This window comes from Nonomuraea typhae (genome assembly GCF_009760925.1).
GTDB classification, from domain to species: domain Bacteria; phylum Actinomycetota; class Actinomycetes; order Streptosporangiales; family Streptosporangiaceae; genus Nonomuraea; species Nonomuraea typhae.
On sequence record NZ_VRLV01000016.1, the window covers coordinates 1 to 26024 of the forward strand.

The window sequence follows — 26024 nt, forward strand, 5'->3', positions numbered from 1 at the left end:
CCACCATGACCAGGCCCGGCGACGGCCTGGAGCGCCGCACGGAGACGGTCGGGCGGGTGATGCCGCACGTGGAGGTCAAGGTGGTGCACCCGGACAGCGGGCTGACGGTGCCGCGTGGCGAGCCGGGCGAGCTGTGCACGCGCGGCTATTCGGTCATGCTCGGCTACTGGGACGAACCGGATAAGAGCGCCGAGGCCATCGACGCGGCCGGGTGGATGCACACCGGCGACCTGGCCAGCATGGACGAGCACGGCTACGTCAGCATCGTCGGCCGGATCAAGGACATGGTCATCCGCGGCGGCGAGAACGTCTACCCGCGCGAGATCGAGGAGTTCCTCTACCGCCACCCCGACATCGCCGACGTGCAGGTGATCGGCGTCCCGGACGAGAAGTACGGCGAGGAACTCATGGCCTGGATCATCATGAAGGAGGGCGCCGACCCGCTCACGGACACGGCGCTGCGCGCGTTCTGCGCGGGCAAGCTGGCCCACTACAAGATCCCCCGCTACGTCCACGTCGTCGACGCCTTCCCGATGACGGTCACCGGCAAGATCCGCAAGGTCGAGATGCGGGAACGCGCCGCCGACCTCCTCTAGCGCGGCAGGTGCAACCGCAGGCCGTACAGACCGGCGGCGCCCGTCGCATACAGGCGGGTGCCGCCCGGCGTCCACGCGCAGCCGGTCAGCTCGGCGTCGAGGTGGAGGGCGGCGATGCAGCGCCGCTCCCGCACGTCCCAGATCCGCACCGCGCGATCCTCCGTCGCCGTGGCCAGCCACCTGCCGAACGGCCCGGCCGCGACGGCGACGGCGGCACTCTGCTCCTCGAACTCGTCCACGAGCATGCCGGTGCGGTCCCAGCGGCGGATCGTGCCGCAGGTGGTCGCGGCGGCGATCCACGTGCCGCCCGGCGCCACGGCCAGCCCGCACACCGGCGAGCCGGCGGCCAGCACCGGCACGATCCGCTTGCCGGACAGGTCGAACACCTGCACCGTGGCCCCGCCCACCGCCACCCACTCGCCGCCGGGCGCCACCGCCAGGTGCCGCGGCATCGTCATCGCCGCCTGCGCCAGCATCCGCCCGTCCGCGCGCCAGAACTGCACCGCGTCCCCCGCGGCCACCGCCGCCCACGAGCCGTCGGGCGCCACCGCCACCGCCCGGCCGGGCGCGGCCAGCCGGATCCGCCGCAGGATGCCGCCCTCGCCGTCCATCAGCCACAACAGGCCCTCGTCGTCGGCGGCGACGTGCAGGGCGCCGTCCGCGGAGCCGGCCACCGCCGTGAACGCCGCCCGGTCGTGGAGCGTACGGCGGGCGCTGCCGTTTTCGTCCCACAGCGTCAGCCCCCGGGGAGCGTCGGCCGTGATCAGGCCGCTGCCGTCGGCCAGGGCGGCGACCGCCCGCATCGGCCGGCGCCGCAGGTGCTCGTCGTGGGCGGGCAGGCCGGGCTCGGCGTCCCACAGCCGGATGACGCCGTCGAGGCCGACGCTCGCCACCCAGGCGCCGCCGGGAGCCAGGGCCAGGCCGGTCACATCCAGCCGGTCGAAGTGCCCGGCCGCCCGCAACGCGGCCGCCGGATCCGGCGCGGACACGGGCACGGGCATGGCCACCCCCGGGCTGCCGTCACAGGCCCAGGTCCGGTCCCGGTAGGTGAGCCAGGCGCCGTCCGGCCCGATGACCGGCCGGTGGCCGTCCTCGATCTCGGTGGCCGCCCGCCACCGCAGCCGCCCGTCCGGCGACCAGGCCACCAGGTCCTCGCCGCACGAGACCAGCCAGGAGCCGTCCGGCGCGATCACCACGTGCCGCACCGGCTCCTCGTGGGCCTCCAGCACCTGCCGCGGCGTGCCGTCCGCCGCCCATAAGCGCACGGTGCCGTCGTCGCTGCCGGTGGCCAGCCAGGAGCCGTCCGGCGCGATGGCCACGCAGGTGACGTCGTCCTCGTGGCCCGTGAGCACCGTCCGGACCGTCCCGTCGAGGTTCCACACGGTCGCGGTGCAGATCTCGTCGGCCGTCACCAGCCAGTCGCCGCCGGGGCTGATGGCCACGCCGTACCTCTCCTCGCCCCGCGCGCCCATCGCCCGGCGCAGGGCGGGCGGCGGCAGGTCGGGGGGCGCCCACAGGCATTCCAGCCACGGCGAGCCCGAGCCGCGCAGCAGTTCGGTGATCTCCCGGGCGGTCCCGGGGATCGTGTGCAGGCGCCCGGCGAGCGTGGCCGCCGAGGTGGGGGCGGCGGGCGCGGTGTATTCGTGCCTGCCCAGCACGAGCGCGTTCTGCGCCAGCGTACGGCGCAGCCGCGCCGCCAGGGGTGTGCCGGCCAGCTCCAGGTCCCGCTCGACCGCGGCCACGCCGGACGCCTGCAGCTTGGTGGCGATCCAGCCGCCGTCGCAGACCAGGCCGGCCAGGTCCATCCCGGCCTCGCGCAGGTGCCCGGGCAGGCGGGCGAGCACGTAGGCGACGTCCTCGGCCGAGGCGGCCACGTCGGCGCTCTGGTCGATGGCGGTCACGAGTTCCCGGTGGACCCGCTCGAGCCCGCCGGGGCCGAGGGCGGCGCGCAGGTAGCCGCGGACGGCGTCGGTCACCAGGAGCACGTCGCGGTCGGGGGCCTCGGTGAGCAGGCCGAGCGCGCTGAGCCCGGTCAGCGTCAGGTCCGCCTCGATCGGCGACAGCCCGGCCGTGCGCGACCACAGCAGGCGGGCCAGGCCGGTCGGGATGTTCCGGTCGGCGGCGAAGACGCCGAGTTCGAGCAGCCGGGCGACGCTCTCGGGCAGTTCGGCGCGGATCAGCCCGGTCTCCAGCACCTCGTGCACCGCGCTCTCGCGGGCGGCCGGGTCGCGCAGGTCGGGCTCGCGGGCCGGCCGGGTCCTGAGCGAGCCGGCCAGCCGGTCGAGCAGCGGCCAGCGCCGTACCGGAAGGGTGATCACGGTGGCCCCGCCGGGCAGGCCGCGGGCCGTGCGCGCGGTGACCAGGACGCTGGCCCGGTGGGCGATGACGACGGCGAGCATCGACGCGTGCGGGACGCGCACGCCGTCCAGCACGACCAGGCCCTCGCCGGGTTGCGCGGCCAGGTCGTCGCTGCCCAGCAGGACCTCGATCCAGTCTTCCGGGCCGGTGTCGCCGCCGACCTCCAGGGCGCGTTCGACCAGGTGGTCACCGAGCGTGTGGCGCGGGTCGGCGCCCACGGTGAGCCAGGCGATGCCGCGGGGGAAGCGGGCGCGCACCCGGGGGTCGGCGCAGGCGGCCTGCGCGGCCGTGGTGGTGCCCGCGCCCTCCAGGCCGTCGATCTCCGGCACGACCGCGATGAGACCGCTCTTTCCCTCGGTCAGCGCCGTGATCAATTCCTCCATGCATTGAGGGTTGCACCCCATCTTGCTGCTGTCACGCTGACTTGTCGGACTCAGCCACCCGTGGTGTATTCGTAGAGGTCGTAGGCGACCATGACGAGCCGTCCCGGCGCCGTGGCGTACCCGAGGGTCGAGCCGAGCGGGCTGGTGACGGCCTGGTAGCCGAGGACGCCGAGCCCCGTGTCGGCGGTGCCCATCCAGAGCGCGCCTTCCTCCGTCGAGGCGAACCAGCAGGGCCCTCCGGCGTAGGCGCCCCAGGTCACCGCGAAGTTGAACGCCTGCGGCCGGGTGGCGTCGACGATGAGGTTGGCCTTGTCGACGAGGGTGATCTGCCAGGTGCCGGGGTCGATGGAGTAGTACCAGAGGTTGTGGTCCTGGGGTCCGACGGAGCAGTTGGCCACCAGGAGGCTGTCACCGCTGACCGACAGGCTGTTGATGCCCCGCTGGGCCCGCGGATTGAAGACCGCCTGCGAGAGGATCCTGCCGGAGGGGACCTCGACGATCGACACGTAGCCGTCCTCCGACCCCGCCACCACGCGCGAGAGCGAGCCCGTCCCGGCGGCCGCGGCGATGGAGTGGATGTCGTGCAGCCCCCAGGGGTTGACCGGGCGGGGGTTGCGCACGTCGACGGCGCGCACGAAGCGCAGCCGCCGGTCCCACGGCGTGTGCTTCCAGATCGACAGGTGCCCGGTCGTGTGCCCCACGACCAGTCCGTGCGGGGTTCCGCGGGCGCCGGTGGCCACTCCGAGCGCGGGGTTGTAGTCGAAGGTGCCGGTCGAGCGCAGATCCGCCCAGCCCTTCTTGCCGGCCACCCACAGGGCGATGGAGCGGTCGTCGTTGGAGCTGGCGAACGACTGCCCGGGCAGGGCGGCCAGCATCCGCACGCCCTGGAAGGCGGGACTGGCCACGGCCTCGTTGATGAGCGGGCCGGAGACGTCGGAGTCGGTGAACCGGAAGACGCTCATCGAGCCGTCCCAGCGCCCGACGGCGAAGTGGTCGCGGTCGAGCCAGGTGAGCTGCTGGGCCATCTCGTAGGTGGTGCCGTTGGACGTGATCGGCAGCGCCGTCGCCGCGCGGGGCGGCTCGGGGAAGGGGATCCCGCGGTCGATGAGCTCCTGCGCCGAGCGCACCACCGGGGGAACCGCTCGATTGGCCGGCACGGCTTTCCGCCCTTCACGCATCGTCACGGACACCGAACCCGTGGCCGGTTTCGCCACGGCTATCCCGGCGAGCACCCCCGCCGTGAGCAGGCCGCTGCGTAAGACCAGCCGCCGCCCGATGGACCTCGCCAAAGGATCACTGGACACCCCGTCACTATCGCACCACGGCCCGGGAATTACGATGGCGGCCATGAAATCCGCGCTTACCGGACGCCGATTCTTCACGTCGTGGAGCGGGGGCAAGGACTCCGCGCTCGCCCTGCACCACGCCATCCGGTCCGGTGGAATTCCCGAACGTCTGATCACCATGATGACCGAAACGGGAGAGCGGTCGCGGTCCCACGGGCTCAGCCGTGACCTCCTGGTACGGCAGGCCGCGGCCATGGGCCTCCCGATCCGGTTCGCTTCTGCGACGTGGGCCGATTATGAGCGGATATTTCAGGCGGCCGTGGCGGACGCCGTGACGGATGGCGTAGACCTCGGGATTTTTGGCGATATGGATATCGAATCCCATCGCGAATGGGTTATATCAACATCCTCCCGGGCGGGAGCAGACGCCGAATTGCCCCTCTGGGGACGGGAGCGGGCCGGGCTCATGGAAGAAGTCGTGGACGCCGGATTCCAGGCCGTCCTGGTCGCCGTCAGGGACGGCCTCCTGCCGCCCGGCCTGCTCGGCGAGGTCATCGACCGCGACATGATCCGCCGCTTCGGCCGGGCGGGCGTGGACCTGGCGGGGGAGAAGGGCGAATACCACACGGTCGTGGTCGGCGGCCCGATCTTCCGGCGGCCCCTGCCGTACGCCGTCGGGGAGAAGGTGCTCAGGGACGGCGTGTGGTTCGCCGACATCCGGGTGCCCGACCCCGGCGACGGCGAGCCGGACGGCACCTCCTAGCATGTCGGGGTGATCGAATGGGTGCTGGGTCTGGCCGGCGTGGGGATCGCCGCCGGGATCATCAGCACCGTGGTCAGCCTCGCCTCGGTCGTCTCCTATCCGGCGCTGCTCGCCTTCGGCCTGCCGCCGCTGACCGCCAACGTCACCAACACGATCGCCCTGCTGTTCGCCGGCATCGGCGCGGCCGCCGGCTCGCGGCCCGAGCTCGAGGGCGAGGGCGCCAGGGTGCTGCGGCTGGGCTGGGTGACCGCCTCCGGCGGCGCCGCCGGAGCAGCGCTCCTGCTCGTCACCCCGGCGCGGACCTTCGAGCTCATCATGCCCTGGCTCATCGCCGCCGCCTCCCTCCTGCTCATCCGGCCGCCCGGCGGCGGCGGGCTGCACGAGCACGGGACCGTGGCCAGGCTGGCGATGTTCGGCGTGGCGATCTACGTCGGCTACTTCGGCGCGGCCGGCGGCATCCTGATGTTCGCCGTACTCTCCGCCGTCCTCGACCACACGGCGGCCAAGGTCAACGCGATGAAGAACGTGCTGACCGGCCTGGCCAACGCCGTCGCGGCCGTCGCCTTCGCGCTGTTCGGCCCGGTCGACTGGCCGGCGGTGGCCCCGCTGGCCGCCGGATTCCTGCTCGGCGGCTGGGTCGGCCCCAAGATCGCCCGGCGGCTGCCCGGTCACAGCCTGCGCTTTCTGGCCGCCGCCTGCGGCCTCGCGGTGGCCGCCAAACTCGGCTACGACACCTATACGAGCCCGTGACCGATCCCGGGCAACGAGGTAGGTTATGGCACTAACCGGAACGGGGGATCACAGATGTCCAACGGTGCACGGCACGGACTCGGCGTCCTGGCGGGGCTCCTGCTGACGCCGTTGCTCGCGATCGGCTTCTCTTACGGCGTGGACCAGTTCAACTACGCCGCCCAGACCTTCACCCCGCCCTGGGGCGCCGCCGCCGTCATGGCGCTCACGGGCGTGCTGGCGGCGTTCCTGTTCAGCTCCCGCATCTCACCGGTCGCCACGCTCATCGGCGGGCTGCTCTTCACCGCCCTCGGCCTGCTGGCGCCCCTCGAGATCACGCTCGGCCTCCGGCTGCTGCCCGACTTCGTGCCCAACCCGCTCAACCGCGGCCTCTACACGATGGTGTACACCGGCATCGCGCTCCTGCTCGGCGTGGGCATGCTCGTGGCCTCGTGCTTCCCTTCGCGCTGGCGCGCGTCCAGACGCCCGTCCGGTACGGCGGCGCCGTACCCGCCGGGTGGCTACCCGCCCCCGCCCGGCCAGGGAGCCCCGCCCGCCTACCAGCCGCAGCCGCTCCAGCACCCATCCGGGCCGGACGCCTTCCAGCGCCCGCCGGGACAGGAGGCGTTCCAGCGTCCGTTCGGCGCCGACGCGCCGCCCGCCTACCGCCCGCAGGGTGAGACCCGCGCCTTCGAGCGCCCGTCCGAGGAGCCCGGCTCGCTGTTCGAGCCGCAGCAGCCCCAGGGCGGCGAGGACACCACACGGCCCATGCACCGCGAATGACCCGCTGGCTCTGCCCCCGCTGCGACCGCGAGTTCGCCCGGGCCCGCCAGTCGCACGTCTGCGTGCCCGGCCGCACGGTGGAAGAGGTCTTCGCCCCCTGGCCGGAGGCATACCGGGAGATCTACGATCGGCTGGTCGAACCCCTCGGCCCCGTGCACGAGGACGCCGTCGGCGTCGGCGTCTTCCTCAAGGCGGAGCGGAAGTTCGCCGAGATCCGCCCCAAGGCGCGCAGCCTGCAGGTGGAGATCACGATGGCCCGGGAGGTCACCCATCCGCTGCTCGCGCGGAGCATCCCCATGAGCGGCGGGCGTTACGCGCACTTCTTCAAGCTCACCCGTCCCGAGGACGTGGACGGGCGGATTCTCGATTGGTTGGCGGAGGCCAGTGATGCCTGAGGTCCTCATCGTGCAGAACACCCGCTCCGGGGACCCCGGCCGCTTCGGCGACTGGCTGGCCGAGGCGGGGCTGGGGGTGGAGGTGGTCAACTGCGCCGAGGGCGCGGCGCCGCCGTACACGCTGGAACACGACGCGATGGTCGTGATGGGCGGCGGCTTCATGCCGGACGACGACGCCCGCGCGCCCTGGCTGGCGCAGACGCGGAAGCTGGCGGTGCAGGCGATCGAGCGGGCGGTGCCGTACTTCGGCATCTGCCTGGGCGGCCAGTTGCTCGCGCACGTGGCCGGCGGGGTGGTGACGCCGGACGCGGGCGCGCCGGAGAACGGCAGCACGCCCGTGACGATCCGGGCGGAGGCGGCGGCCGACCCGCTCTTCCACGGGCTGCCGGAGGTGGTGCCGGCGGTCGAGCACCACGTGGACGCGGTGACCGCGCTGCCGCCCGGCGCCGTCTGGCTGGCCTCGACCGAGCGCTGCCCTTATCAGGCGTTCCGGGTGGGGGAGCGGGCGTGGGGCGTGCAGTTCCACCCCGAGGTGCTGCCGGAGCGGATCAGGCAGTGGGAGGTGGATGGCTTCGACCCCGACGAGGTGTATGCCCGCGCGGTCGCCGACGAGCCGGTGTCCACCCCGATCTGGCGGACGGTGGTCGGGCGGTTCGCCACGCTGATCACCGGATAGTAGCCGCGCGTGCACACTGGGTGACGGCACAATGGGCGGGTGCTGCTACCCCTGCTCCTCACCGCGGGCCTGCTGACCGCGCCTGCCAACGGTGTCCGCGAGTACGTCGCGCTGGGTGACTCCTGGAGCGCCGACGTCTCGATCCTCTACCTGACCACCAAGCACGTGCCCAGCGGCTGCGCGCAGAGCTCGAAGAACTACCCCAAGCAGGTCGCCGCGGCGATCGGCGCGCGGGTCTTCCGCGATGCCACCTGCGGCGGCGCGACCACGGACCACATGACCCGCGCGCAGGACGTCAACCGGATCAGGGGCCTGATCGACGGCGTCAACGCCCCGCAGTTCGACCGGCTGACGCCCATGACCGACCTGGTCACGCTGGGCATCGGCGGCAACGACGCCGGCCTGGCCGCGGCGGTCGCCCAGTGCATCGCCCTGCTGCCCACGCTCACGCTGCTGCCGGGCGCCACGCTCCCGGCTCCGTTCGGGGCGCCGTGCAAGAAGCGCTGGGTGAAGGACGGGGTCGACCACATGTCCCGAAATATCCAAGCAAGCGCGCCCAAGGTGGCCGCGGCCATCGCGGGCATCAAGCGGCGCGCGCCCCGGGCCGAAATCCTCCTGGTCGACTACCTGGCCGGACTGCCCGAGACCGGCGGCTGCTACCCGTACGTCCAGGTCACCGACCTCGACATGGACTGGCTGTCCGCCAAGCTCCGCGAGCTCAACGCCATGCTGGCCCGCGTCGCCCGCGCGAGCGGCGTCCGCCTCGTGGACACCTACACCACCAGCCGCGGCCACGACGTCTGCCGGCGCCCCGGCGTGAAGTGGGTGGAGGGCCTGCTCCCGCTGTCCACCGACCCGCTGGGCCCCGCCATCCCGTTCCACCCGAACCAGCTCGGCGCCGACCACCAGGCCCGCACCGTGCTGAAAATCGTCAAACCCTCCGACACCTGACATCCTGTACGGCCGTGCCGTTCGTATGGGAGATCTGACATGGACGTGGTGCTGAGGCCGGTCACCGAATCCGACCTGGACGTCGTCGACGCCGGAACCGCCGGCAGGGAGGGCGCCGGTGACCACCAGTGGTTCGGCCACCGCGACCGCCGCGCCGCCCGCCGGAACCTCGCCGAGACCGGCCTCCTCACCCCGGAGGGCGGCCGGCTGACCATCGTGGCCGACGGCGAGGTGGCCGGGTACGTGAAGTGGTTCATCCGCATCTGGGGTCCCCGGGAGACCTCCTGGTGCTGGTCCATCGCCCTGTCCGTGCTACCCGCCCACCGCGGCAGGGGCGTGGGCACCGCCGCCCAGCGCCGGCTGACCGCCTGCCTGCGCGCCTGACCACGGCCGGCGCCCTCGGGCGGAACCCCCGCCGGCCGGCTGCGGGACGTGCGGCGGCAGGTCCGGCTGGGCCTGCTCAGAAACCCCAGGCGGCCACGGTGGCCTCCGCCCAGGCCCTGGCCCGGTCCGCGAATCCGCCGGCGGGGAAGGTGCCGTCCGCCGCCACGTCCTCGATCGTGGTGGCGAACGTCGTCGGCGCCACGGCGGGCCCGGGGTACGGCGGAGCCCCCGGAAAGTCCTCGACCGTCGGGGCACGCCCGCCGTACCGGTGGGAGTTGCGCCTGCGCGCCCGCACCGTATGGGCGATGAGGGCGTCCTGCCCGTCGCGGAGGTAGAGGTGCAGCAGCGCCCAATAGAACTCCTGCCCGGCGACCAGGGAGGGGTGCTGGAAGAAGTAGCAGGACACGGAGACGGCGTGAAGCGGGGCCCACGGCGATCGGCCGGAGTAGTCGAGGATGATCAGCTCGTGGAAGAACCGCTCGCAACGGTCCGAGGGCGCACCGCATTCCGGGCAACCGGGCATGCGGACAGGATGGCCGGTCGCGCCCGGCCGTCGCAACGCGATTTCGGGCCGGTGGAACGGTGCCGCCCGCGCCTCCGGGGGCGGCACCTCACCTGCTCCGTGCGGGGGTCAGGCGTCGCGCGACAGGGCGGCCAGGTGCTCGGCGAAGGGGACGAGGCGTTCCTCCTTGGCCGGGGCCCGGTGACGCATGAGCCCGGCCAGTTCGGCGCCCGCCCGGCCGACGCGCTCGGCCAGGCCCTCGTCGTTGCCCCAGTCCTCGGCCGCCGCGTACACGGACGTGGGGGCCACGATCGCGTGCAGGTAGGCGAACATCGGGCGCAGGGCGTGCTCCAGCGCCAGCGAGTGCCGGGGCGTGCCGCCCGTGGCGGCGATCAGCGTCGGCTTGCCGTGCAGGGTCTCGGGGTCGAGCACGTCGAAGAAGGACTTGAACAACCCGCTGTAGGAGGCGGTGAAGATCGGGGTGACCGCGATCAGCCCGTCGGCGGCGGTGACCGTCTCCTGGGCGGCGCGCAGCGCCTTGCCGGCGAAACCTGTCACGAAATTGTGGGCGATGTCGGTGGCCAGGTCGCGGAGCTCGACGACCTGGACCTCAACGGGCTCGCCGGCCTCCCGGACGGTCGCCTCCACCAGGCGGTCGGTCAGCAGGCGGGTGGCGGAGGGCTGGGTGAGTCCGGCCGTGACGGCGGCGAGCTTCATGACTTCTCTCCAAGTCGGGACAGGTGGGTGGGGGCGTCGGGCACGTTCGCGGGGCGGCCGATGGCGAACTCCTTGCGCAGCACGGGCACGACCTCCTCGCCGAGGAGGTCGATCTGCTCCAGCACGGTCTTCAGCGGCAGCCCGGCGTGGTCCATCAGGAAGAGCTGACGCTGGTAGTCGCCGAAGTGCTCGCGGAAGGTCAGCGTCTTGTCGACGACCTCCTGGGGGCTGCCGACGGTCAGCGGCGTCTCGGCCGTGAAGTCCTCCAGGGAGGGGCCGTGGCCGTAGACGGGGGCGTTGTCGAAGTAGGGGCGGAACTCGCGGACGGCGTCCTGCGAGCGGGGGCGCATGAACACCTGGCCGCCGAGGCCGACGACGGCCTGCTCGGGGGTGCCGTGCCCGTAGTGGGCGTAGCGCTCGCGGTAGAGCTCGATGAGGCGCTGGAAGTGTTCCTTCGGCCAGAAGATGTTGTTGGCGAAGAATCCGTCACCGTAGTACGCCGCCTGTTCGGCGATCTCGGGGGAGCGGATGGAGCCGTGCCAGACGAACGGCGGGACGCCGTCCAGCGGGCGGGGCGTCGAGGTGAAGCCCTGCAAAGGCGTGCGGAAGGTGCCGGTCCAGTCCACGACGTCCTCGCGCCACAGCTTGTGCAGGAGCGCGTAGTTCTCGACGGCCAGCGGGATGCCGTTGCGGATGTCCTGGCCGAACCACGGGTAGACCGGTCCGGTGTTGCCGCGGCCCATCATGAGATCGACCCGGCCGTCGGCCAGGTGCTGAAGCATCGCGTAGTCCTCGGCGATCTTCACCGGGTCGTTGGTGGTGATCAACGTGGTCGCGGTCGAGAGGATCAGCCGGGAGGTGCGAGCCGCGATGTAGCCCAGCATGGTCGTCGGCGACGACGGCACGAAGGGCGGGTTGTGGTGCTCACCCGTCGCGAACACGTCCAGCCCGGCCTCCTCCGCCTTGAGCGCGATCGTCACCATCGCCTTGATGCGCTCGTTCTCGGTGGGGGTGCGGCCGTTGGTCGGGTCGGCCGTCACGTCACCCACGCTGAAGATGCCGAACTGCACTTTTCATCACCAGCCTTGATTGTTGAACTTTCAACTCTACACGTGAGCGCCGGCGGCCGCCCGCTTATTCCCGGCGGCGTGAGCGTGTACGGGGGCGTCCGGTACGCCCGCCGGGCGGCCGATGGCGAACTCCTTGCGCAGCACGGGCACGATCTGCTCGCCGAGGATGTCGATCTGCTCCAGCACCTTCGGCAACGGCATGCCGCCGCCGTCCACGACGAACAACTGGCGCTGGTAGTCGCCGAAATGGTCGCGGAAGGCCAGCGTCTTGTCGATGACCTCCTGGGGGCTGCCGACGGTCAGCGGCGTCTCGGCCATGTACTCCTCCAGAGAGGGGCCGTGGCCCATCACCGGGTGGTTGTCGAAGTAGGGGCGGAATTCGCGGACGGCGTCCTGTGATCTCGGCCGGACGTGCACCTGCCCGCCCAGGCCGACGACGGCCTGCTCGCGGCTGCCGTGGCCGTAGTGCTCGAAGCGGTCGCGATAGAGGCCGATGAGGCGCTGGAAGTGTTCCTTCGGCCAGAAGATGTTGTTGGCGAAGAATCCGTCACCGTAGTACGCCGCCTGTTCGGCGATCTCGGGGGAACGGATGGAGCCGTGCCAGACGAACGGCGGCACCCCGTCCAGCGGGCGGGGCGTCGAGGTGAAGCCCTGCAAAGGCGTGCGGAAGGTGCCGGTCCAGTCCACGACCTCCTCCCGCCAGAGCCGGTGCAGCAGGGCGTAGTTCTCGACGGCCAGCGGGATGCCGTTGCGGATGTCCTGGCCGAACCACGGGTAGACCGGTCCCGTGTTCCCGCGGCCCATCATCAGGTCCACCCGGCCGTCGGCCAGGTGCTGCAGCGTCGCGTAGTCCTCGGCGATCTTCACCGGGTCGTTGGTGGTGATCAACGTCGTGGACGTGGACAGGATCAGCCGGGAGGTGAGCGCCGCGATGTAGCCCAGCACGGTCGTCGGCGACGACGGGATGAACGGCGGGTTGTGGTGCTCGCCGATGGCGAAGACGTCCAGCCCCGCCTCCTCCGTCCTCACCGCGATCTCGGTGATCGCCTTGATGCGCTCCTGCTCGGCGGGGGTCCGGCCGCTGACCGGGTCCCTGGTCACGTCGCCCACGCTGAAGATGCCGAACTGCATTTTAGTCACCAATCTTGACGGTCTATTTTGGTGACTTCAGCACGCCGTGCCGCCGCCTTATTCCGCCCGCGCCAGAATCAGATCATGCGCATCGATCTGCACAGCCACAGCGCCGCCTCCGACGGCACCGAGCCGCCCGATGAGGTGGTACGGCGGGCGCGGGCGGCCGGTGTCGGCATCCTGGCCCTCACCGACCACGACACCACGGAGGGTCTCGCCCCGGCCGGGGACGCCGCCCGGGAGGCCGGGCTGACGCTGGTGCCCGGAATGGAGATGTCCTGCCGCCGCGACGGCCTCAGCGTGCACATGCTGGCCTACTGGTTCGCGCCGGACGATCCCGAGCTGGCCCGCGAGCGCGGGCGCGTGCTGGAGGGCCGCGACGGACGGGCCGCGGCGGTGGTGGCCAAGCTGGCCGAGCTGGGCGTCCCGATCACCCTGGACATGGTCACCCGCCTGGCCGGCGACGGGGTGGTGGGCCGGCCGCACATCGCCCGGGTGCTGGCCGAGCTGGGCGTCGTCCCCACGCCGGCCGACGCCTTCACCCCCGAGTGGATCGGGACCGGCGGCCGGGCCCACGTGACGCGGTACGCGACCGGCCCGGAGCATGCCGTGCGGCTGGTGCGGGCAGCGGGCGGGGTCACGGTGCTGGCCCACCCGAAGGCGGCCAGGCGCGGCTACACCCTGCCGGACGCGTGGATCGCCGACCTGGCCGCCGCCGGGCTGGCCGGGGTGGAGGCCGACCACCCCGACCACGACCCCGCCGCCCGCGCCCGGCTGCGCGGGCTCGCCGGTGACCTGGGACTGGTGGTCACCGGCTCCAGCGACGACCACGGGGAGCTGACCGGGCACCGGCTGGGCTGCGAGACCACGTCACCGGACGCCTACGAAGCCCTCCTGGACAGAAGACCGACCGGCTAGAGCCGGACGGCGCGGATCTCGCCGACCTCCAGGCCGCCGCCCAGGACGGGGACGCGGGCGAAGGCGGCGGCGGAGGAGACGTCGCAGCCCATGCGCTCCAGCACCGTCAGCGCGATGGCGGTCGTGGCCCGCGGGCTGCCGTCGATGACCTTCACGGCCGCGGTGTGCCCGGAGGCCAGGGCCGCCACGAGCACGCCTTCCGCGCCGCCCTTGACCACCGCGCCGGGCAGTGCCCGCATGAGCTCGGTGTTCTGGTGGCCGGTGCCGCCCACGTACTCGGGGTGCTCGCGCATGGCGTCGGCCACCTGGCGCGGCGCGGAGCCGGGGGCGCCCAGCACGAGTCCCTGGATCGCGCGGGCCAGGCCGGTCAGCGACATGCCGAACAGGGGAGCGCCGCACCCGTCCACCGCCACGGCGGCGGCCTTCTCACCGGACAGGTCCTCCACGGCCGCGCGCACGGCCCGCTGGACCGGGTGCTCGGCGGCCAGGTACGACTCCGTGGACCAGTCGTTGGCCACGGCGGCGGCGAGCATGGCGGCGTGCTTGCCGGAGCAGTTCATGCGCTCGGGGGTCTTGCCCGCGCCCTCGCGGATGAGGCGGTGGCGTGTGGTCTCGTCCTCCGGCCAGTCCTCCGGGCAGCGCAGGGCGCCGGTGGCCAGGCCGTGCTCATGAAGCAGGTCGCGCACGAGCGTGACGTGCATGTCCTCGCCGGTGTGGCTGCCGGCGGCGATGGCCAGGCGGGGGCCGGTCAGGGCGGCGCCCGAGGTCAGGCAGGCCAGCGCCTGGAACGGCTTGGCCGACGAGCGCGGCAGCACCGGCGCGTCAGGCTGCCCGAGGCGCACCTCGGGCGTGCCGCCGGGGCCGAGGCCGACGGCGCTGCCGTAGTGCAGGCTCTCCACGAAGCCGGAGCGGACGACCTCGGCGAGGACGGCGTATTCAGACACGGGCGGAACTCCTTCGCTCCAGCACTCTGGCGAGCTTGGACAGGGAGGCGTTGACCACGAGGTACATGAGCGCGATCACGAGGTAGGTCTGGATGAGCAGCCCGTTGTAGGCGGCGAGCACCTTGCCGGAGTAGAACAGTTCGCCGTAGCTGACGATGAAGCCCAGCGAGGTGTCCTTCAGCAGGCCGACGGACTGGCTGACGATGGAGGGCAGCACGCGGCGCGCGGCCTGCGGGAGCACGATCATCCGCAGGGTCTGGCCGCGGGTGAGGCCGACGGCGAGCCCGGCCTCGGTCTGGCCGCGTTCGACGGACAGGATGCCGGCGCGGAAGATCTCGGCGAACGCGGCGGCGTTGGAGACGGTCAGCGGGACGGCGAGCTTCCAGAACAGCGGCAGGTCCATGCCGTACTTGGGCAGCGCGAACAGCACGACGTAGACGAGCAGCAGTGCGGGGATGGTCCGCACGACCTCGACGTAGGCGGCGGCGGGGGCGCGCAGCCAGCGGCGCGCGGAGAGCCTGCCCAGCGCGAGGACGAGGCCGAGCGCCATGGCCAGGGCGGCGGAGACGACGGCCGCCAGCACGGTCGACCACGCGCCGCCGAGCAGGTAACGCCACATGGGCCAGGTCGCGAACGGCGCCCACTGCTCGGCGCCGAGCTGCCCGTTGGCCGCGAACTGCCGTACGGCCAGCACCACGAGGGCCAGCGCGGCCAGCGCGCCGAGCACGGTGGCGATCTTGATGCGCCGCCTGGCCCGCGGGCCGGGCTCGTCGAACAGCAGGGTGCTCATCGCACGATCACCAGCCTGCGCTCCAGCCATCCGGCCGTCAGGCCGATCAGCCCCGCGATGGCCGCGTAGGCGGCGCCGGAGCCCACGAAGATCGCGATCGGCTGGGCCTCGACGAGGTTGATCCGCTTGGCCTCCTCGGTGAGGTCCACCACGCTGATGGCGCCGGCCAGGGCGGTGGCCATGACGAGCTGGATGGTGACGTTGCCGAGCGGCTGGACGACGGTCCGCAGCGCCTGGGGCAGGATGACCAGCCGCAGCGACTGGGTGAACGTCAGCCCGAGCGCGCGGGCGGCCTCACCCTGTCCCTTGGAGACGGAGTTGACCCCGGACCGCAGTGCCTCGGCCACGTACGCCGCCTCGTACACCGCGATCACCACGATGGCCGTGAGGATCGCCGGCCCCTTGATCCCGATGTACGGGAAGCCGAAGAACACCAGGACGAGCAGCACGAGCAGCGGCAGGTTCTGGAAGGTCTCGACGTAGACGGTGCCGAGCGCCCGCAGCACGGGCACCGGGCTCACCCGCAGCGCGGTGACCAGGACCCCGAGCACCGCCGCGCCGAGGAACGACGCGACGGTGAGCTGGAGGGTGATGAGGAGTCCCTGCCACAACTCGGGCAGATGGTCCAGGAGGACGGACATCAGGAACCCGGCACCGAGCCGATCGCCGGCGGCTTGGGCGCCTCACCCTTGACGACGGTGCCCAGGGAGTCCTTCCACGCCTGCTGCCAGACGCCCGCGGACTGGATCTTCGTCAGCCAGTCGTTGACGAACTTCTTGAACTGGTCGTCGCCGTGCTTGAGGCCGATGCCGTACGGGTCCTCGGTGAAGGGGTTGCCGACGACCTGGATCGACGGGTCCTTCTGCGCGTTGGCCGCGAGCAGGGTCTCGTCCTGGACGTAGGCGACGCCGCGGTCCTGCTTGAGCGCCTGCATGCACTCGGGGTCGCTGCCGAAGGTGACGATCTCGGCCTGCGGCGCCAGCTTCTTGATCGCCGGGATGGCCGGGGTGTTGGCGCCGGCGATGACCGTCTTGCCGTTGAGGTCCTCGGGCTTGGCGATGCCCGTGGTGCCCTGTTTGACGGCGATCGACAGGCCCGAGACGTAGTACGGCCCGGCGAAGGCGACCTGCTTGGCCCGCTCCGGCGTGATCGTGTACGTCTGGAAGACCACGTCCACGGTGCCGTTGGACAGCAGCGCCTCGCGGGTCTCCGACGCCGAGTTGACGATCTTCACCTTGGGCTCGCCGATGATGTACTTGGCCAGCGCCTTGCCCATGGCGGCGTCGAAGCCCTCGACCTCGCCGGTGACCGGGTTCTGCTGCGAGAGCAGGGGCGCGTCCAGCGAGCCGCCGACCAGCAGCTCGCCCCGCTTCTTGATCTTCTCCATGGTCGAGCCGGGCAGGAGCGCGGCGGCCTCGGCGACGGGCGCCTTGGCGAGCAGGTCGCCCGCCGCGGGCTTGGCCTCTCCCGGCACGGCGGGGTTCGCGCCGCCTCCGCCGCTGGAGCAGGCGGCCAGGCCGAGCAGCGACATGGCGACGACAGCGGCCATCTTCTTCATGGACACCATCCTTCAGTGAGTCAGTACTTTGGCCAGGAAGTCCCTGGCCCGGTCCGTCTGCGGGTCGTCGAAGAACGCGGCCGGCGCGCCCTGCTCGACGATCTGGCCGTCGGCCATGAACACCACCCGGTCGGCGGCGCGGCGGGCGAAGCCCATCTCGTGGGTGACCACGACCATGGTCATGCCGTCGGCGGCCAGGCCGGTCATGACGTCGAGCACCTCGCCGACCATCTCGGGGTCGAGGGCCGAGGTGGGCTCGTCGAAGAGCATCACCTTGGGCCGCATGGCCAGGGCGCGGGCGATGGCGGCGCGCTGCTGCTGCCCGCCGGACAGCTGCGCCGGGTACTTGCCGGCCTGCGCCCCGATGCCCACCCGGTCGAGCAGTTCCCGCGCGGTCTTCTCCGCGTCGGTACGGCTGTCGCCGCGCACCTTGACCGGGGCGAGGGTGATGTTGTCCAGCACGCTCATGTGCTGGAACAGGTTGAACGACTGGAAGACCATGCCGACGTCGGCCCGCAGCCCGGCCAGCGCACGGCCCTCCAGCGGGGCGGGCACCCCGTCGATGAGGATCTCGCCCCGCTGCACGGTCTCCAGCCGGTTGAGGCAGCGGCACAACGTGGACTTGCCCGACCCCGAGGGGCCGACGACCACGACGACCTCGCCCCGCGCGACCTCCAGATCGACGTCGCGCAACACGTGGTGCTCGCCGAACCACTTGTTCAGCCCGGTAGCCCGAATCATTCAGAAACTTCCTTCGATTTCGAAGATAGAGCGGACCGTAATGGATGATTTCGGGGTAAGTCAACACGTTGTCGCACTAAGGCAAAGCGTGGTATTCATCTGCACATGTCTGGCAAAGAGCGACTGCCGGTGACGGGGGCGCAGGGGGATCTCCTGCGGCTCGTCGCCACCGGGCAGGCCGAATCACGCGCGGATCTGGCGCGGCTGTCTGGCCTCGCGGCCTCCAGCGTGTCGCTGCGCGTGGAGGAGCTGCTCGAAGCCGGACTCCTGATCGAGGAGGGCTCCGGAACCTCGCGGGGCGGCCGCCGCCCCCGCAAACTGGGCCTGTCCCCGAGCGCGGGCGTGCTGACCGTCGCCGACCTCGGCGCCCATCACGTACGGCTGGGCCTGCTCGACCTGAGCGGCAACCCTCTGACCATCCAGGAGCGCGAAGCCGACATAACAGCTGGGCCGGAAGCGGTCCTGGACTGGCTGGCCGACGCCTTCGACGACCTCCTGGAGGCCCACGCCCCCGAAGGCGTCCCCCTGAGAGGCGTGGGCACGGGCATCCCGGGGCCGGTGGACCCCGCCACCGGCCGGGTCGTCGGCCCTTCGCGCATGCCCGGCTGGAACAACTTCCCGGTCGCCGAGTACCTGGGCGCCCGCTACGACCTGCCCGTCCTGGTGGAGAACGACGCCAACCTCATGGCCGTCGGCGAGGCCAGATCCTGGCCGGGCGCCGACAACCTCATGGTCCTGAAGGCCGGGACCGGCATCGGCTGCGGCGTCATCGTCCACGGCCGCCTGCACCGGGGAAGGGGCGCGGCCGGCGACATCAGCCACGTCCGCGTGCGCACCGACTCCTCGATCGTGTGCGCCTGCGGCCACCGCGACTGCCTGGAGGCGTACGCCAGCGGCGCCGCCCTCCAGGCCGCGCTGGCCGAGGCGGGCATCCTGGTCGAGCGCCCCGCCGGCATCGTCGACCTCGTCAACGACGCCGTCCCCGAGGCCACCAGCCTGGTCCGCACCGCCGGCCGGCTGATCGGCGAGGTGCTCACCGTCCTGGTCAACTTCTTCAACCCGGACGTCATCGCCGTCGGCGGCAGCCTGTCGGCCGCCGAGCCGCTCCTGGCCTCGATCCGGGCGGCCGTCTACGAGCGCTGCCTGCCGCTGGCCACCCGCGAGCTGGAGATCGCCCCGGCCCGCGCCGGGCAGGACGTGGCGCTGCTCGGTGCCGGTTCGCTCCTGCTCGACGCCGTCCTCTGAGCGCTCACCCGCCGTTCACCCCGCGTTCCGGCGCGAGCGCGACACTCCGCGCATGCGTACCCTCCTCCTTTCCCTTGTGCTGGTGGCCGTCACGGCCGCACCCGCGCTCGCCGGAGACCTGCCCGCGCTCACCCCCGTCGCCGAGACGCCCGCCCTCTTCGACGACGAGGCCGGCGGCAACGCCAACGGCGACGACCCGGCCATCTGGGTCAACAAGAAGGACTCCGCCCGCAGCCTGGTGATCGCCACCGCCAAGGAGGGCGGGCTGTACGTCTACGACCTCGGCGGCCGGCAGCTCCAGCACCTCGCCGCCCCGCCCGCGCCCGGCGGGGACGACGAGCCCGGCCGCTTCAACAACGTGGACCTGGTCTACGGCTTCCACGACCGGGACCTGGCCGTCGTCTCCGACCGGGGCCGCGACCAGCTCCGCTTCTACGCCATCGACCCGGTCGGCCTGAAGCTCGCCGACGTGACCGACCCGGCCGTGCCGTACGTCTTCAACAAGGACCAGGACCAGGTCAACGAGGCCCGCACCGCCTACGGCCTGGCCACGTGGCAGGACGGCGGCGGCGACTACGCGCTGGTCAGCCGCCGCCATCAGACCCGGATCGGGCTGGCCAGGCTGAGCGAGCGGCGCGGCAAGGTGGGCTACCGGCTGGTGCGCACCGTCGATCTGCCGCGCGCGTTCGAGCTGCCCGACGGCTCCACGTGGCGGCCGTGCGGGGAGCCCGGTGAGCTGGCGCAGGTCGAGGGCATGGTCGTGGACCGCGACCGGGACGTGCTGTACGCGGCCCAGGAGGACGTCGGCATCTGGCGGCTGCGCGCCGACCTGTCCGGCGAGCCGGTCCTCGTCGACAAGGTCAAGGAGTACGGCAGGCAGGACAGCTACGACCCGGAGACCGAGGAGTGCGTGCCCGGCGAGGATCGCGGATACGGCGGCGAGCACCTGGCGGCCGACGCCGAGGGGCTGACCATCTGGTACGGCAAGGGCGGCCACGGCTACCTGCTGGCCTCCAGCCAGGGTGACAACACCTTCGCCGCCTACCGCCGCGAGGGCCGCAACGCGTTCGTCACCTCGTTCAGGGTCGGCGCCGGCCGGGGCGTCGACGCCACCGAGCACAGCGACGGCGCCATGGTCGTCGGCGAGCCGCTGGGCAGGTTCGCAAACGGCCTGCTCGTCGTGCACGACGGCCAGAACACCCCGGCGGACGGCGACCGTGAGAACACCAACTTCAAGTACGTGCCGTGGGACGCGAGGCTAATCCGCTAGCTTCTCGAAGAAGAACTCGTGCTTGAGGAACGACGTGCCGTACTCGTGACCCGGGTAGGGCGGGATGAGCTGGGCGGCCTGGAAGAGCCGCCAGCCGTCCCGCAGGGCGGCGACCCCGCTGTCGTAGGGCGGCTCGTCGCCGTCGCCGGTGGTGGGCCGGGTCCGGCCGGTGCCGTCGTAGCGGGCCCAGCCGACGACGGGCGAGTCCAACGCCGAGGTGGCCAGGTAGAGGACCAGGACCTGCTGCTTCACGCGCTCCTCCCGGGGCGGTTGGCGACCCTGGTGGCCCAGTGGTCGACGTCGAAGGTGTCGTCGCCGGTCATCGCGCGCCACAGCCCGATCCGGTTGTAGATCTCCAGCCGCCCGGTGGCCGGCTCGTACCAGGGGAAACGGGCCGACAGCTCCTCGGCGACCGCCGGGTCGTCCAGGTCGGCGGTGTCCCACAGGCGCACCTGCGGCACGGCCGGGTTGAAGCGGATCTTGAACATGTAGCGGCGCCGGGAGCTGTCGTTGCGCCGCCCGCCGTGCCAGATGCCGTGGTGCAGCAGCAGCACCGTGCCGGCCGGGCAGGTCAGCCTGATCTGCCCGCGCAGGTTCTGGTAGCGGCCGGTGTCGCTCTCGTTGGTGCGCCGCAGGTGGCTGCCGGGCACGAGCAGGGTGCCGCCCATGTCCGCGGTGACCTCGTGCGGGTAGTACATGAGCTGCACGTCGAAGGCGTCGGCGCGGGTGTCGATGATGGCGTCGCCGTGCAGCGGCTGGGCGCTGCCGCCCCCGGGCTCGCGCACGTGCACGTGGTGGTGGTCGACCACGGGGTCCGGGCCGAGAAGGCTGCGCAGCGCCCCGGCCACGCGCGGCACCTCGGTCAGCCGGCGGGCGAAGGAGCCCGCGGGGAAGGCCAGCGGCAGCGGCGTGCCGTACGCGACGGGCGGGATGCCCGCCGCCAGCGCCCGCGGCGCCTCCTCGTTGAGCTCGCGCGGCACCACGGCGTCGAGCCGCACGAACCCCCGCGCGACGAACCCCGCGACCTCCACCGAGGTGAGAAGTGTGGTTTCCATGCGGCAACGGTAGATTCGCCGCCCCTGCTGATGCGTGGGCGTGATTCACCATTACTGGTAGTTTTTCACCATGGACCGGGTGACCCCGCACCTCGGCGCCCCGCCCGAGGTGGCGGCGGCCGGGGTCGGCGTGCACGGGGTCGGCCGTCGCCGCGACATCTTCCGCCTGCGCGGGCTGTGGCAGCTGCACGTGTACGGCTACGCCGCCCGCCTGACCGTCGGCGGCCTCACCCACGACATCCGGCCCGGTCACGTCAGCCTGATCCCGCCGGACGAGACGGTGCAGTTCTTCTACGAGGGCCGCTCCGAGCACCTGTACGCGCACCTGCGCCTGCCCGCCGGTGGCGAGCCCGTCACCGTGCCCCTGATGCAGGACGCCGGCGCCGACACTCCGCTGCTGCGCGACCTGCTGCGCCAGGCGATCACCGCCGCGCGGAGCACGCCGCCGATGGCCGCCGCCGCGGTGTGGACGGCGTTGTGGCGCGTGGCCCGCCTGGCCGAGTCCGCCGGCCCGCACGCCGCCGTCGGCCTGGCCGTCGCCCACATCGAGGCCAACCTGGCCCGGCCGCTGACCGTCCCGGAGGTCGCGCGGGCCGCCGGGATCTCCCACAACCACCTGACCCGGCTCTTCCGCGCCGAGACCGGGCGCACGGTCGTCGCCCACATCCGCCGCCGGCGCCTGGAGCAGGCCCGCCACCTGCTGACCGCGACCACCCTGCCGATCCCGGCGGTGGCCGCCGCCGTGGGCATCCCCGACCTGCAGGCGTTCAACAAGGCGTGCCGCCGCGAGTTCGGCGCCTCACCACGCGCTCTCCGCGCGCCCTGACTCGGCCGGGCCGTGATTCAGCCGGGCCGGTACGGCGTGCGCGGGTCGGGCCCGATCGCGGCGTCGAGCTCGGCCAGCAGGCCCGCGGTCAGCTCAGGCCGGGCGGCGGCCAGGTCCCGGCGCTCGCCCGGATCGTCGCGCAGGTCGTACAACTCCACCCGCCCCTCCGGCCCCGCCCCGGCGATCTTCGGCGCGAACCTGATCGCCTTCCACCGCCCGCGCCGGATCGCCTGGACCTTGCGCGGCCGGTTCCAGATCAGGTGCCGGCGCAGCGGCGCCCGCCCGCCGGTGAGCGCGGGCCGTAACGACAGCCCGTCCAGCCCTCCGGGGACGGGCATCCCGGCCAGCTCGGCCAGCGTGGGCAGCACGTCCCAGAACGCCACCGGCCGCCGCTCCACCCTCGGCGCGATGCCGGCGTGCCAGGCCAGCATGGGCACCCGGATGCCGCCCTCGTACAGCTCGCGCTTGTCGCCGCGGAAGGGGCCGTTGCTGTCGAACAGCTCCGGCGTGACGCCCTTCTCGCTGTGCGGCCCGTTGTCGCCGGTGAACACCACCAGCGTGTTGCCCGCCTGCCCGCTGTCGCGCAGCGCCCGCACCAGCGCGGCCACGTCGGAGTCCAGCCTGCTCACCTGCGCCGCGTGCCGCTGGTTCGGCCCGCTCCACGGCCGGTCGCGGTACGGCCCGGCGCCTCCGGGCACCACGCTGGGGGAGTGCGGCAGCGTGGTCGGGTAGTACAGCAGGAACGGCCGGTCGCGTTCCTTGCGGATGAAGCGGACGGCATGCTCGCGGAACAGGTCGGGCGCGTACGCCTTCCCGTGGAAGGGGACGATCTCGCCGTTGTGCCACAGCCGCTCCGGGTAGTAGCGGTGCGCGGCCCGGTGGCCGATGAAGCCGAAGAACTCGCCGAAGCCCCGCTCGTTCGGGTGCGAGGGCTGGCCGGGCAGCTCCGGCCCGAACCCCCACTTGCCGATGCAGGCCGTCTCGTATCCGGCCAGCTGCAGCAGGCCGCCGAAGGTCAGGTCGGCCTCGGTGAGCGAGCGTTGCGGGCCGCCCTCCGGGTTCTCGCGGACCGTGCCGTGCCCGGCGTGCAGGCCGGTCAGCAGCGCGCAGCGCGACGGCGCGCACAGCGGCGCCCCCGAGTACGCCTGCTCGAAGCGCACCCCCTCGGCCGCCAGCCGGTCCAGGTTGGGCGTGGCGATCGCCCGCTGCCCCTGGAACCCCACCTCGCCCCAGCCGAGGTCGTCGGCGAGGATCACCACGACGTTCGGCCGCTTCGGCGGCCTCGCGGCGTGCGCGGACGCCGGGGCGGCCGTGGCGGGCAGGAGCGGCAGACCGGCGAGGGCGCCGGTGAGCAGGGTGCGGCGGGAGGGCCCGGAGATCATGACGGACACCTTGGAGGCTTGGGCGGAACGCCCGCCCAACGACCGGTGAACCGCGGGCGAACTCACAGGTAGCGCCACTGCCGGGCGATCTCCTTCAGCTGGTCCGGCACCTCCTCGGGGTCGGGCAGCGGCCGCCCCTCGACCACGGTCCCGGTGCGGATCTTGTCGCGCCAGTCGCCGATGCCCTTGACGAAGCCGCCGTGGTCGCGCCCGCCGTACTCCAGCATGGCCGGCTCCCACCCCACCTGCAGAAAGGCGCAGACCCGGCGCAGGACCCCGCCCGCGTCGGCCACGAGGTCCTCGTAGGTGACGGTCAGCCCGGCCAGGTGCTCGCGCGCCTCCTGCAGGTAGATCATGTAGTTGAAGGTACGGCTGACCGCCTCGTCCATCGGCCGGTTGACCGGGTCGGCCTCGTGCCACGACTGCGCGATCGACAGCGGGTGGCGCAGCAGGAACAGGAAACGGGCGTCCGGCCAGCACGTGGCGATGCGCCGCCAGGCGAAGACGTTGCTCGGCGTCTTCTCCACCAGGATCGGCTTGCCGCTGCGGGCCAGCTCCCGGTGGAGCAGGCGGTCCCAGAGCAGGTGCTCGACGTCGCCGTGGGTGTGGCCCAGGGCCGCGACCGCCTGCCGTACCGGATCGGTGGGGAAGCCGACCGTCACCCGGCGGAAGTGCGTCTCGATCGGGGAGTGGATCAGCGAGTGGCTGTTGAGCAGCACGCGCAGCAGCGTCGAGCCCGAGCGCACCGAGGAGAACAGGAAGACCGGGGCGCGCAGCAGACGGTCGTGCTCCGGGTCGGCCGGGGCGCGTATCTCGTCGTCCTCCAGCCGGACGAGCGCGGGGTGCGGCTTCGGCGGCGGCACGGGACGCGGGACCCGCGTGGCACGGGAGAGGGTGTACCCGGTGAGGCCCTCAAGCGTGGCGTTCGCTCGGTACTTCCAATTCATGGCCGAACGGTAGAGCCGGCGGGTGAATCCGGCGTTAACCGAAGCTGAGAACCGCGACTTCTCGATGAACCCGGGCGTATCGTCTTTCGTCGCGGCAGACTGGGGGATAAATCGCTCTAGGGGGCCGTAGAAGGGGATAGTGGACGTCGTGGGGGCCTGGGGGAGATCCGGGCGTGGGTCCGGTCATCTATGGGTTGTCGTGGTATGGGGACTGGTCTGGGTGCTGGACGCGGCCCGGTTCCTCCTGATCATCTGAGCGCGGCCGTGCTCATGGCGGTTTCGAGGCGGTCGAGGATCGTGTACGCGTCGTGCACGAGCGTCTTGGTGTCGCCCGCCTCGAGGTAGAGCACCCCGGCGAGGTTGAGCGAGCCGCTCGGCGGGTCGAAGGGGACCATCCGCTCCCCGCGTCCCAGGGCGGTGAAGTCGGGCACGATCTCGGCCCGGGTGCCCGGAGAGACCAGCGCGCCCAGGTCGAGCCGTTCGGGGTCGAAGACGGGCGCGCTCGTCCACGGGACGCCCCGCGAGTCGGCGGCGATCATGTTGACCGACCCGGCCGCGCGCCCGCCCGGCCCGGTGATCATCCGCGGGGGCAGCCCCGGGTCGAGCCCGAGCACGGCCTTCGCCAGCGCCGCCACGAGGTCGACGCCGTGGATCGCGGCCACCTGGCGCGTGAGCAGGCGCCCGCCCAGGCTGGCGGCCGTCTCCAGCAGGCAGAGGTGCCGGTCGGCCAGCAGCTTCAGCTCGGTGTGGGTGCCGCAGGTGCTCAGCCCGAGCGCGTTCACCGCCCGCGCCGAGACCTCCTCGATCTCGCGTTGCAGCGGCTCGGGCAGGACGCTGGGCGCCAGGTTGCCGCGCTCGACGAAGGGAGGCAGCGTCGGCAGCCGCTCGGTGATGCAGACCGGGTGATAGGTCCCGTCGACGACCAGGCCCTCGACGCTCAGGTAGTCGGCGTACTGCGCGTCCTCGTGCCAGGACGAGCGGCTGGCCGGGATGACGTCCTCCGCGATGAGCTCGTCCGCGCCGTCGGCGTACAACTCGGCCAGTTGCGCGCCCCTGGCCCGCGCGGCGGCGGCGCGGGCCCGGTGGAAGGCGGCCGGGATGTCCTCGCGCCGGTGGATGAGAACCTGGCCGATCGAGCCCGCGCCCCAGGCCGTCTTGAGCAGAAACGGCGGCGACAGCCGCTCCCAGGCCAGGTCGAGGTCCTCCAGCGAGTCCACCGCCTGGAAACGCGGCACCGGCACGCCCGAGGAGGCCCATTTGCGGCGCATCAGCCGCTTGCTGCGCGCCCGCACCACCCCGCGCCCCGGTCCCGGCAGGCCCAGCCGCTCGGCCGCCAGCGCGGTGGCGATCAGCGCGAACTCCGAGAACGTCAGCACCCCGCGAGCCCCCAGCCCGGTGGCGGCGCCGACGATGCGCTCGATGAGCGCCGGCCCGCTGAGGCTCTCCGCGGAGGCGTCCGTGACCGAGACACAGTGCTGGGCGACGGCTGTCGCGCCCGCCGGCGGGGGAGAGGCCAGCTTCAGCAGATGCGTCTCGGCCACGGCCGCCAGTCTGGGCAGCACGTCGGCCAGCGGCGGGCCGCCGCGTGCGTAGACGAGCAGGAGCGGTGCTTTCCTCATCGGCC

The 26024-nt window shown here is 72.6% G+C and carries 28 protein-coding genes; 12 read left to right on the forward strand and 16 right to left on the reverse strand.

Annotation, left to right across the window (positions count from 1 at the left end; genetic code table 11):
• On the forward strand, positions 1–596 hold a 596-nt coding region (locus FVE25_RS41775), incomplete at its 5' end, for an AMP-binding enzyme (protein WP_157253055.1).
• Here FVE25_RS41775 and FVE25_RS41780 read toward each other — a convergent pair.
• Positions 593–3337 (reverse strand): hypothetical protein, encoded by a 2745-nt coding sequence (locus tag FVE25_RS41780; protein ID WP_157253056.1) that lies wholly within the window; start codon positions 3335–3337, stop codon positions 593–595. The two genes, FVE25_RS41775 and FVE25_RS41780, sit on opposite strands and share 4 nt — an antisense overlap.
• Positions 3338–3387: 50 nt before the next feature.
• Complete coding sequence (locus FVE25_RS41785) at positions 3388–4626, reverse strand: hypothetical protein (protein WP_157253057.1); 1239 nt, start codon at positions 4624–4626, stop codon at positions 3388–3390.
• A gap of 58 nt (positions 4627–4684) precedes the next feature.
• Here FVE25_RS41785 and FVE25_RS41790 point away from each other — a divergent pair, with 58 nt between their 5' ends.
• Genes FVE25_RS41790 through FVE25_RS41820 form a run of 7 tightly spaced genes read left to right on the forward strand, consistent with a single transcriptional unit; the run spans position 4685 to position 9304 of the window.
• Positions 4685–5386, forward strand: coding sequence for a Dph6-related ATP pyrophosphatase (locus tag FVE25_RS41790; protein ID WP_157253058.1), 702 nt, complete (start codon positions 4685–4687; stop codon positions 5384–5386).
• A 9-nt stretch (positions 5387–5395) separates the two neighbouring features.
• Positions 5396–6136 (forward strand): sulfite exporter TauE/SafE family protein, encoded by a 741-nt coding sequence (locus tag FVE25_RS41795; RefSeq protein ID WP_246268285.1) that lies wholly within the window; start codon positions 5396–5398, stop codon positions 6134–6136.
• 54 nt (positions 6137–6190) lie between these two features.
• On the forward strand, positions 6191–6898 hold the full coding sequence (locus FVE25_RS41800) for an MntP/YtaF family protein (RefSeq protein ID WP_157253059.1): 708 nt from the start codon (positions 6191–6193) through the stop codon (positions 6896–6898).
• Positions 6895–7293, forward strand: a complete 399-nt coding sequence (locus FVE25_RS41805; protein WP_157253060.1) for a DUF5655 domain-containing protein — start codon at positions 6895–6897, stop codon at positions 7291–7293. The genes FVE25_RS41800 and FVE25_RS41805 overlap by 4 nt, the downstream gene beginning before the upstream one ends.
• Positions 7286–7969, forward strand: coding sequence for a type 1 glutamine amidotransferase (locus FVE25_RS41810; RefSeq protein WP_157253061.1), 684 nt, complete (start codon positions 7286–7288; stop codon positions 7967–7969). Before FVE25_RS41805 ends, FVE25_RS41810 begins: the two co-directional genes overlap by 8 nt.
• A 39-nt stretch (positions 7970–8008) precedes the next feature.
• Positions 8009–8920 carry an SGNH/GDSL hydrolase family protein gene (locus FVE25_RS41815; protein ID WP_157253062.1) on the forward strand — a complete coding sequence of 304 codons (912 nt, stop codon included), beginning with the start codon at positions 8009–8011 and terminating at the stop codon, positions 8918–8920.
• Between the two features lie 39 nt (positions 8921–8959).
• On the forward strand, positions 8960–9304 hold the full coding sequence (locus tag FVE25_RS41820; RefSeq protein ID WP_157253063.1) for a GNAT family N-acetyltransferase: 345 nt from the start codon (positions 8960–8962) through the stop codon (positions 9302–9304).
• Between the two features lie 76 nt (positions 9305–9380).
• Here FVE25_RS41820 and FVE25_RS41825 read toward each other — a convergent pair whose 3' ends face one another.
• From FVE25_RS41825 to FVE25_RS41840, 4 genes are all read right to left on the reverse strand, one after another.
• Positions 9381–9827, reverse strand: coding sequence for a DUF5946 family protein (locus tag FVE25_RS41825; RefSeq protein WP_157253064.1), 447 nt, complete (start codon positions 9825–9827; stop codon positions 9381–9383).
• 108 nt (positions 9828–9935) lie between these two features.
• A complete protein-coding gene (locus tag FVE25_RS41830) occupies positions 9936–10523 on the reverse strand; it encodes an FMN reductase (RefSeq protein WP_157253065.1) in 588 nt (195 codons plus the stop codon).
• On the reverse strand, positions 10520–11593 hold the full coding sequence (locus FVE25_RS41835; RefSeq protein WP_157253066.1) for an LLM class flavin-dependent oxidoreductase: 1074 nt from the start codon (positions 11591–11593) through the stop codon (positions 10520–10522). Before FVE25_RS41835 ends, FVE25_RS41830 begins: the two co-directional genes overlap by 4 nt.
• A 36-nt stretch (positions 11594–11629) precedes the next feature.
• Positions 11630–12724 carry an LLM class flavin-dependent oxidoreductase gene (locus FVE25_RS41840; RefSeq protein WP_157253067.1) on the reverse strand — a complete coding sequence of 365 codons (1095 nt, stop codon included), beginning with the start codon at positions 12722–12724 and terminating at the stop codon, positions 11630–11632.
• Between the two features lie 84 nt (positions 12725–12808).
• Between FVE25_RS41840 and FVE25_RS41845 the strand changes: the two genes are divergently transcribed.
• On the forward strand, positions 12809–13642 hold the full coding sequence (locus FVE25_RS41845; protein WP_157253068.1) for a PHP domain-containing protein: 834 nt from the start codon (positions 12809–12811) through the stop codon (positions 13640–13642).
• Here the strand turns inward: FVE25_RS41845 and FVE25_RS41850 are convergent.
• The 5 genes from FVE25_RS41850 to FVE25_RS41870 are packed head-to-tail and all read right to left on the reverse strand — an operon-like array spanning position 13639 to position 17675.
• Positions 13639–14586: an asparaginase gene (locus tag FVE25_RS41850; protein WP_157253069.1), complete on the reverse strand. Its 948-nt coding sequence runs from the start codon at positions 14584–14586 to the stop codon at positions 13639–13641. The genes FVE25_RS41845 and FVE25_RS41850 overlap by 4 nt on opposite strands.
• On the reverse strand, positions 14579–15376 hold the full coding sequence (locus tag FVE25_RS41855; protein WP_157253070.1) for an amino acid ABC transporter permease: 798 nt from the start codon (positions 15374–15376) through the stop codon (positions 14579–14581). The genes FVE25_RS41850 and FVE25_RS41855 overlap by 8 nt, the downstream gene beginning before the upstream one ends.
• The gene (locus FVE25_RS41860; RefSeq protein ID WP_157253071.1) at positions 15373–16017 is read right to left on the reverse strand and encodes an amino acid ABC transporter permease; all 645 of its coding nucleotides are present in this window, start codon (positions 16015–16017) and stop codon (positions 15373–15375) included. Before FVE25_RS41860 ends, FVE25_RS41855 begins: the two co-directional genes overlap by 4 nt.
• A complete protein-coding gene (locus FVE25_RS41865) occupies positions 16017–16934 on the reverse strand; it encodes a glutamate ABC transporter substrate-binding protein (protein WP_246268287.1) in 918 nt (305 codons plus the stop codon). Before FVE25_RS41865 ends, FVE25_RS41860 begins: the two co-directional genes overlap by 1 nt.
• Before the next feature lie 12 nt (positions 16935–16946).
• Entirely contained in the window at positions 16947–17675 is a 729-nt protein-coding gene (locus FVE25_RS41870; RefSeq protein WP_157253073.1) for an amino acid ABC transporter ATP-binding protein, read from the reverse strand.
• Between the two features lie 105 nt (positions 17676–17780).
• Between FVE25_RS41870 and FVE25_RS41875 the strand changes: the two genes are divergently transcribed.
• Entirely contained in the window at positions 17781–18920 is a 1140-nt protein-coding gene (locus FVE25_RS41875; protein WP_246268289.1) for an ROK family transcriptional regulator, read from the forward strand.
• 52 nt (positions 18921–18972) lie between these two features.
• The gene (locus FVE25_RS41880; RefSeq protein WP_157253074.1) at positions 18973–20190 is read left to right on the forward strand and encodes a phytase; all 1218 of its coding nucleotides are present in this window, start codon (positions 18973–18975) and stop codon (positions 20188–20190) included.
• Here FVE25_RS41880 and FVE25_RS41885 read toward each other — a convergent pair.
• Both FVE25_RS41885 and FVE25_RS41890 read right to left on the reverse strand, forming a co-directional pair.
• Positions 20179–20442 (reverse strand): hypothetical protein, encoded by a 264-nt coding sequence (locus FVE25_RS41885; protein WP_157253075.1) that lies wholly within the window; start codon positions 20440–20442, stop codon positions 20179–20181. The genes FVE25_RS41880 and FVE25_RS41885 overlap by 12 nt on opposite strands.
• Positions 20439–21245 carry a phytanoyl-CoA dioxygenase family protein gene (locus tag FVE25_RS41890; protein WP_157253076.1) on the reverse strand — a complete coding sequence of 269 codons (807 nt, stop codon included), beginning with the start codon at positions 21243–21245 and terminating at the stop codon, positions 20439–20441. Before FVE25_RS41890 ends, FVE25_RS41885 begins: the two co-directional genes overlap by 4 nt.
• Before the next feature lie 70 nt (positions 21246–21315).
• Between FVE25_RS41890 and FVE25_RS41895 the strand changes: the two genes are divergently transcribed.
• Positions 21316–22071 (forward strand): helix-turn-helix domain-containing protein, encoded by a 756-nt coding sequence (locus FVE25_RS41895; RefSeq protein ID WP_157253077.1) that lies wholly within the window; start codon positions 21316–21318, stop codon positions 22069–22071.
• Between the two features lie 17 nt (positions 22072–22088).
• On the opposite strand, the gene FVE25_RS41900 is transcribed toward FVE25_RS41895, so the two are convergent.
• From FVE25_RS41900 to FVE25_RS41910, 3 genes are all read right to left on the reverse strand, one after another.
• Positions 22089–23453, reverse strand: a complete 1365-nt coding sequence (locus tag FVE25_RS41900) for an arylsulfatase (RefSeq protein ID WP_157253078.1) — start codon at positions 23451–23453, stop codon at positions 22089–22091.
• A 62-nt stretch (positions 23454–23515) separates the two neighbouring features.
• A complete protein-coding gene (locus tag FVE25_RS41905) occupies positions 23516–24400 on the reverse strand; it encodes a sulfotransferase (protein ID WP_157253079.1) in 885 nt (294 codons plus the stop codon).
• A 248-nt stretch (positions 24401–24648) separates the two neighbouring features.
• Positions 24649–26019 (reverse strand): ATP-grasp domain-containing protein, encoded by a 1371-nt coding sequence (locus tag FVE25_RS41910; protein ID WP_157253080.1) that lies wholly within the window; start codon positions 26017–26019, stop codon positions 24649–24651.
• Positions 26020–26024: the final 5 nt, after the last annotated feature.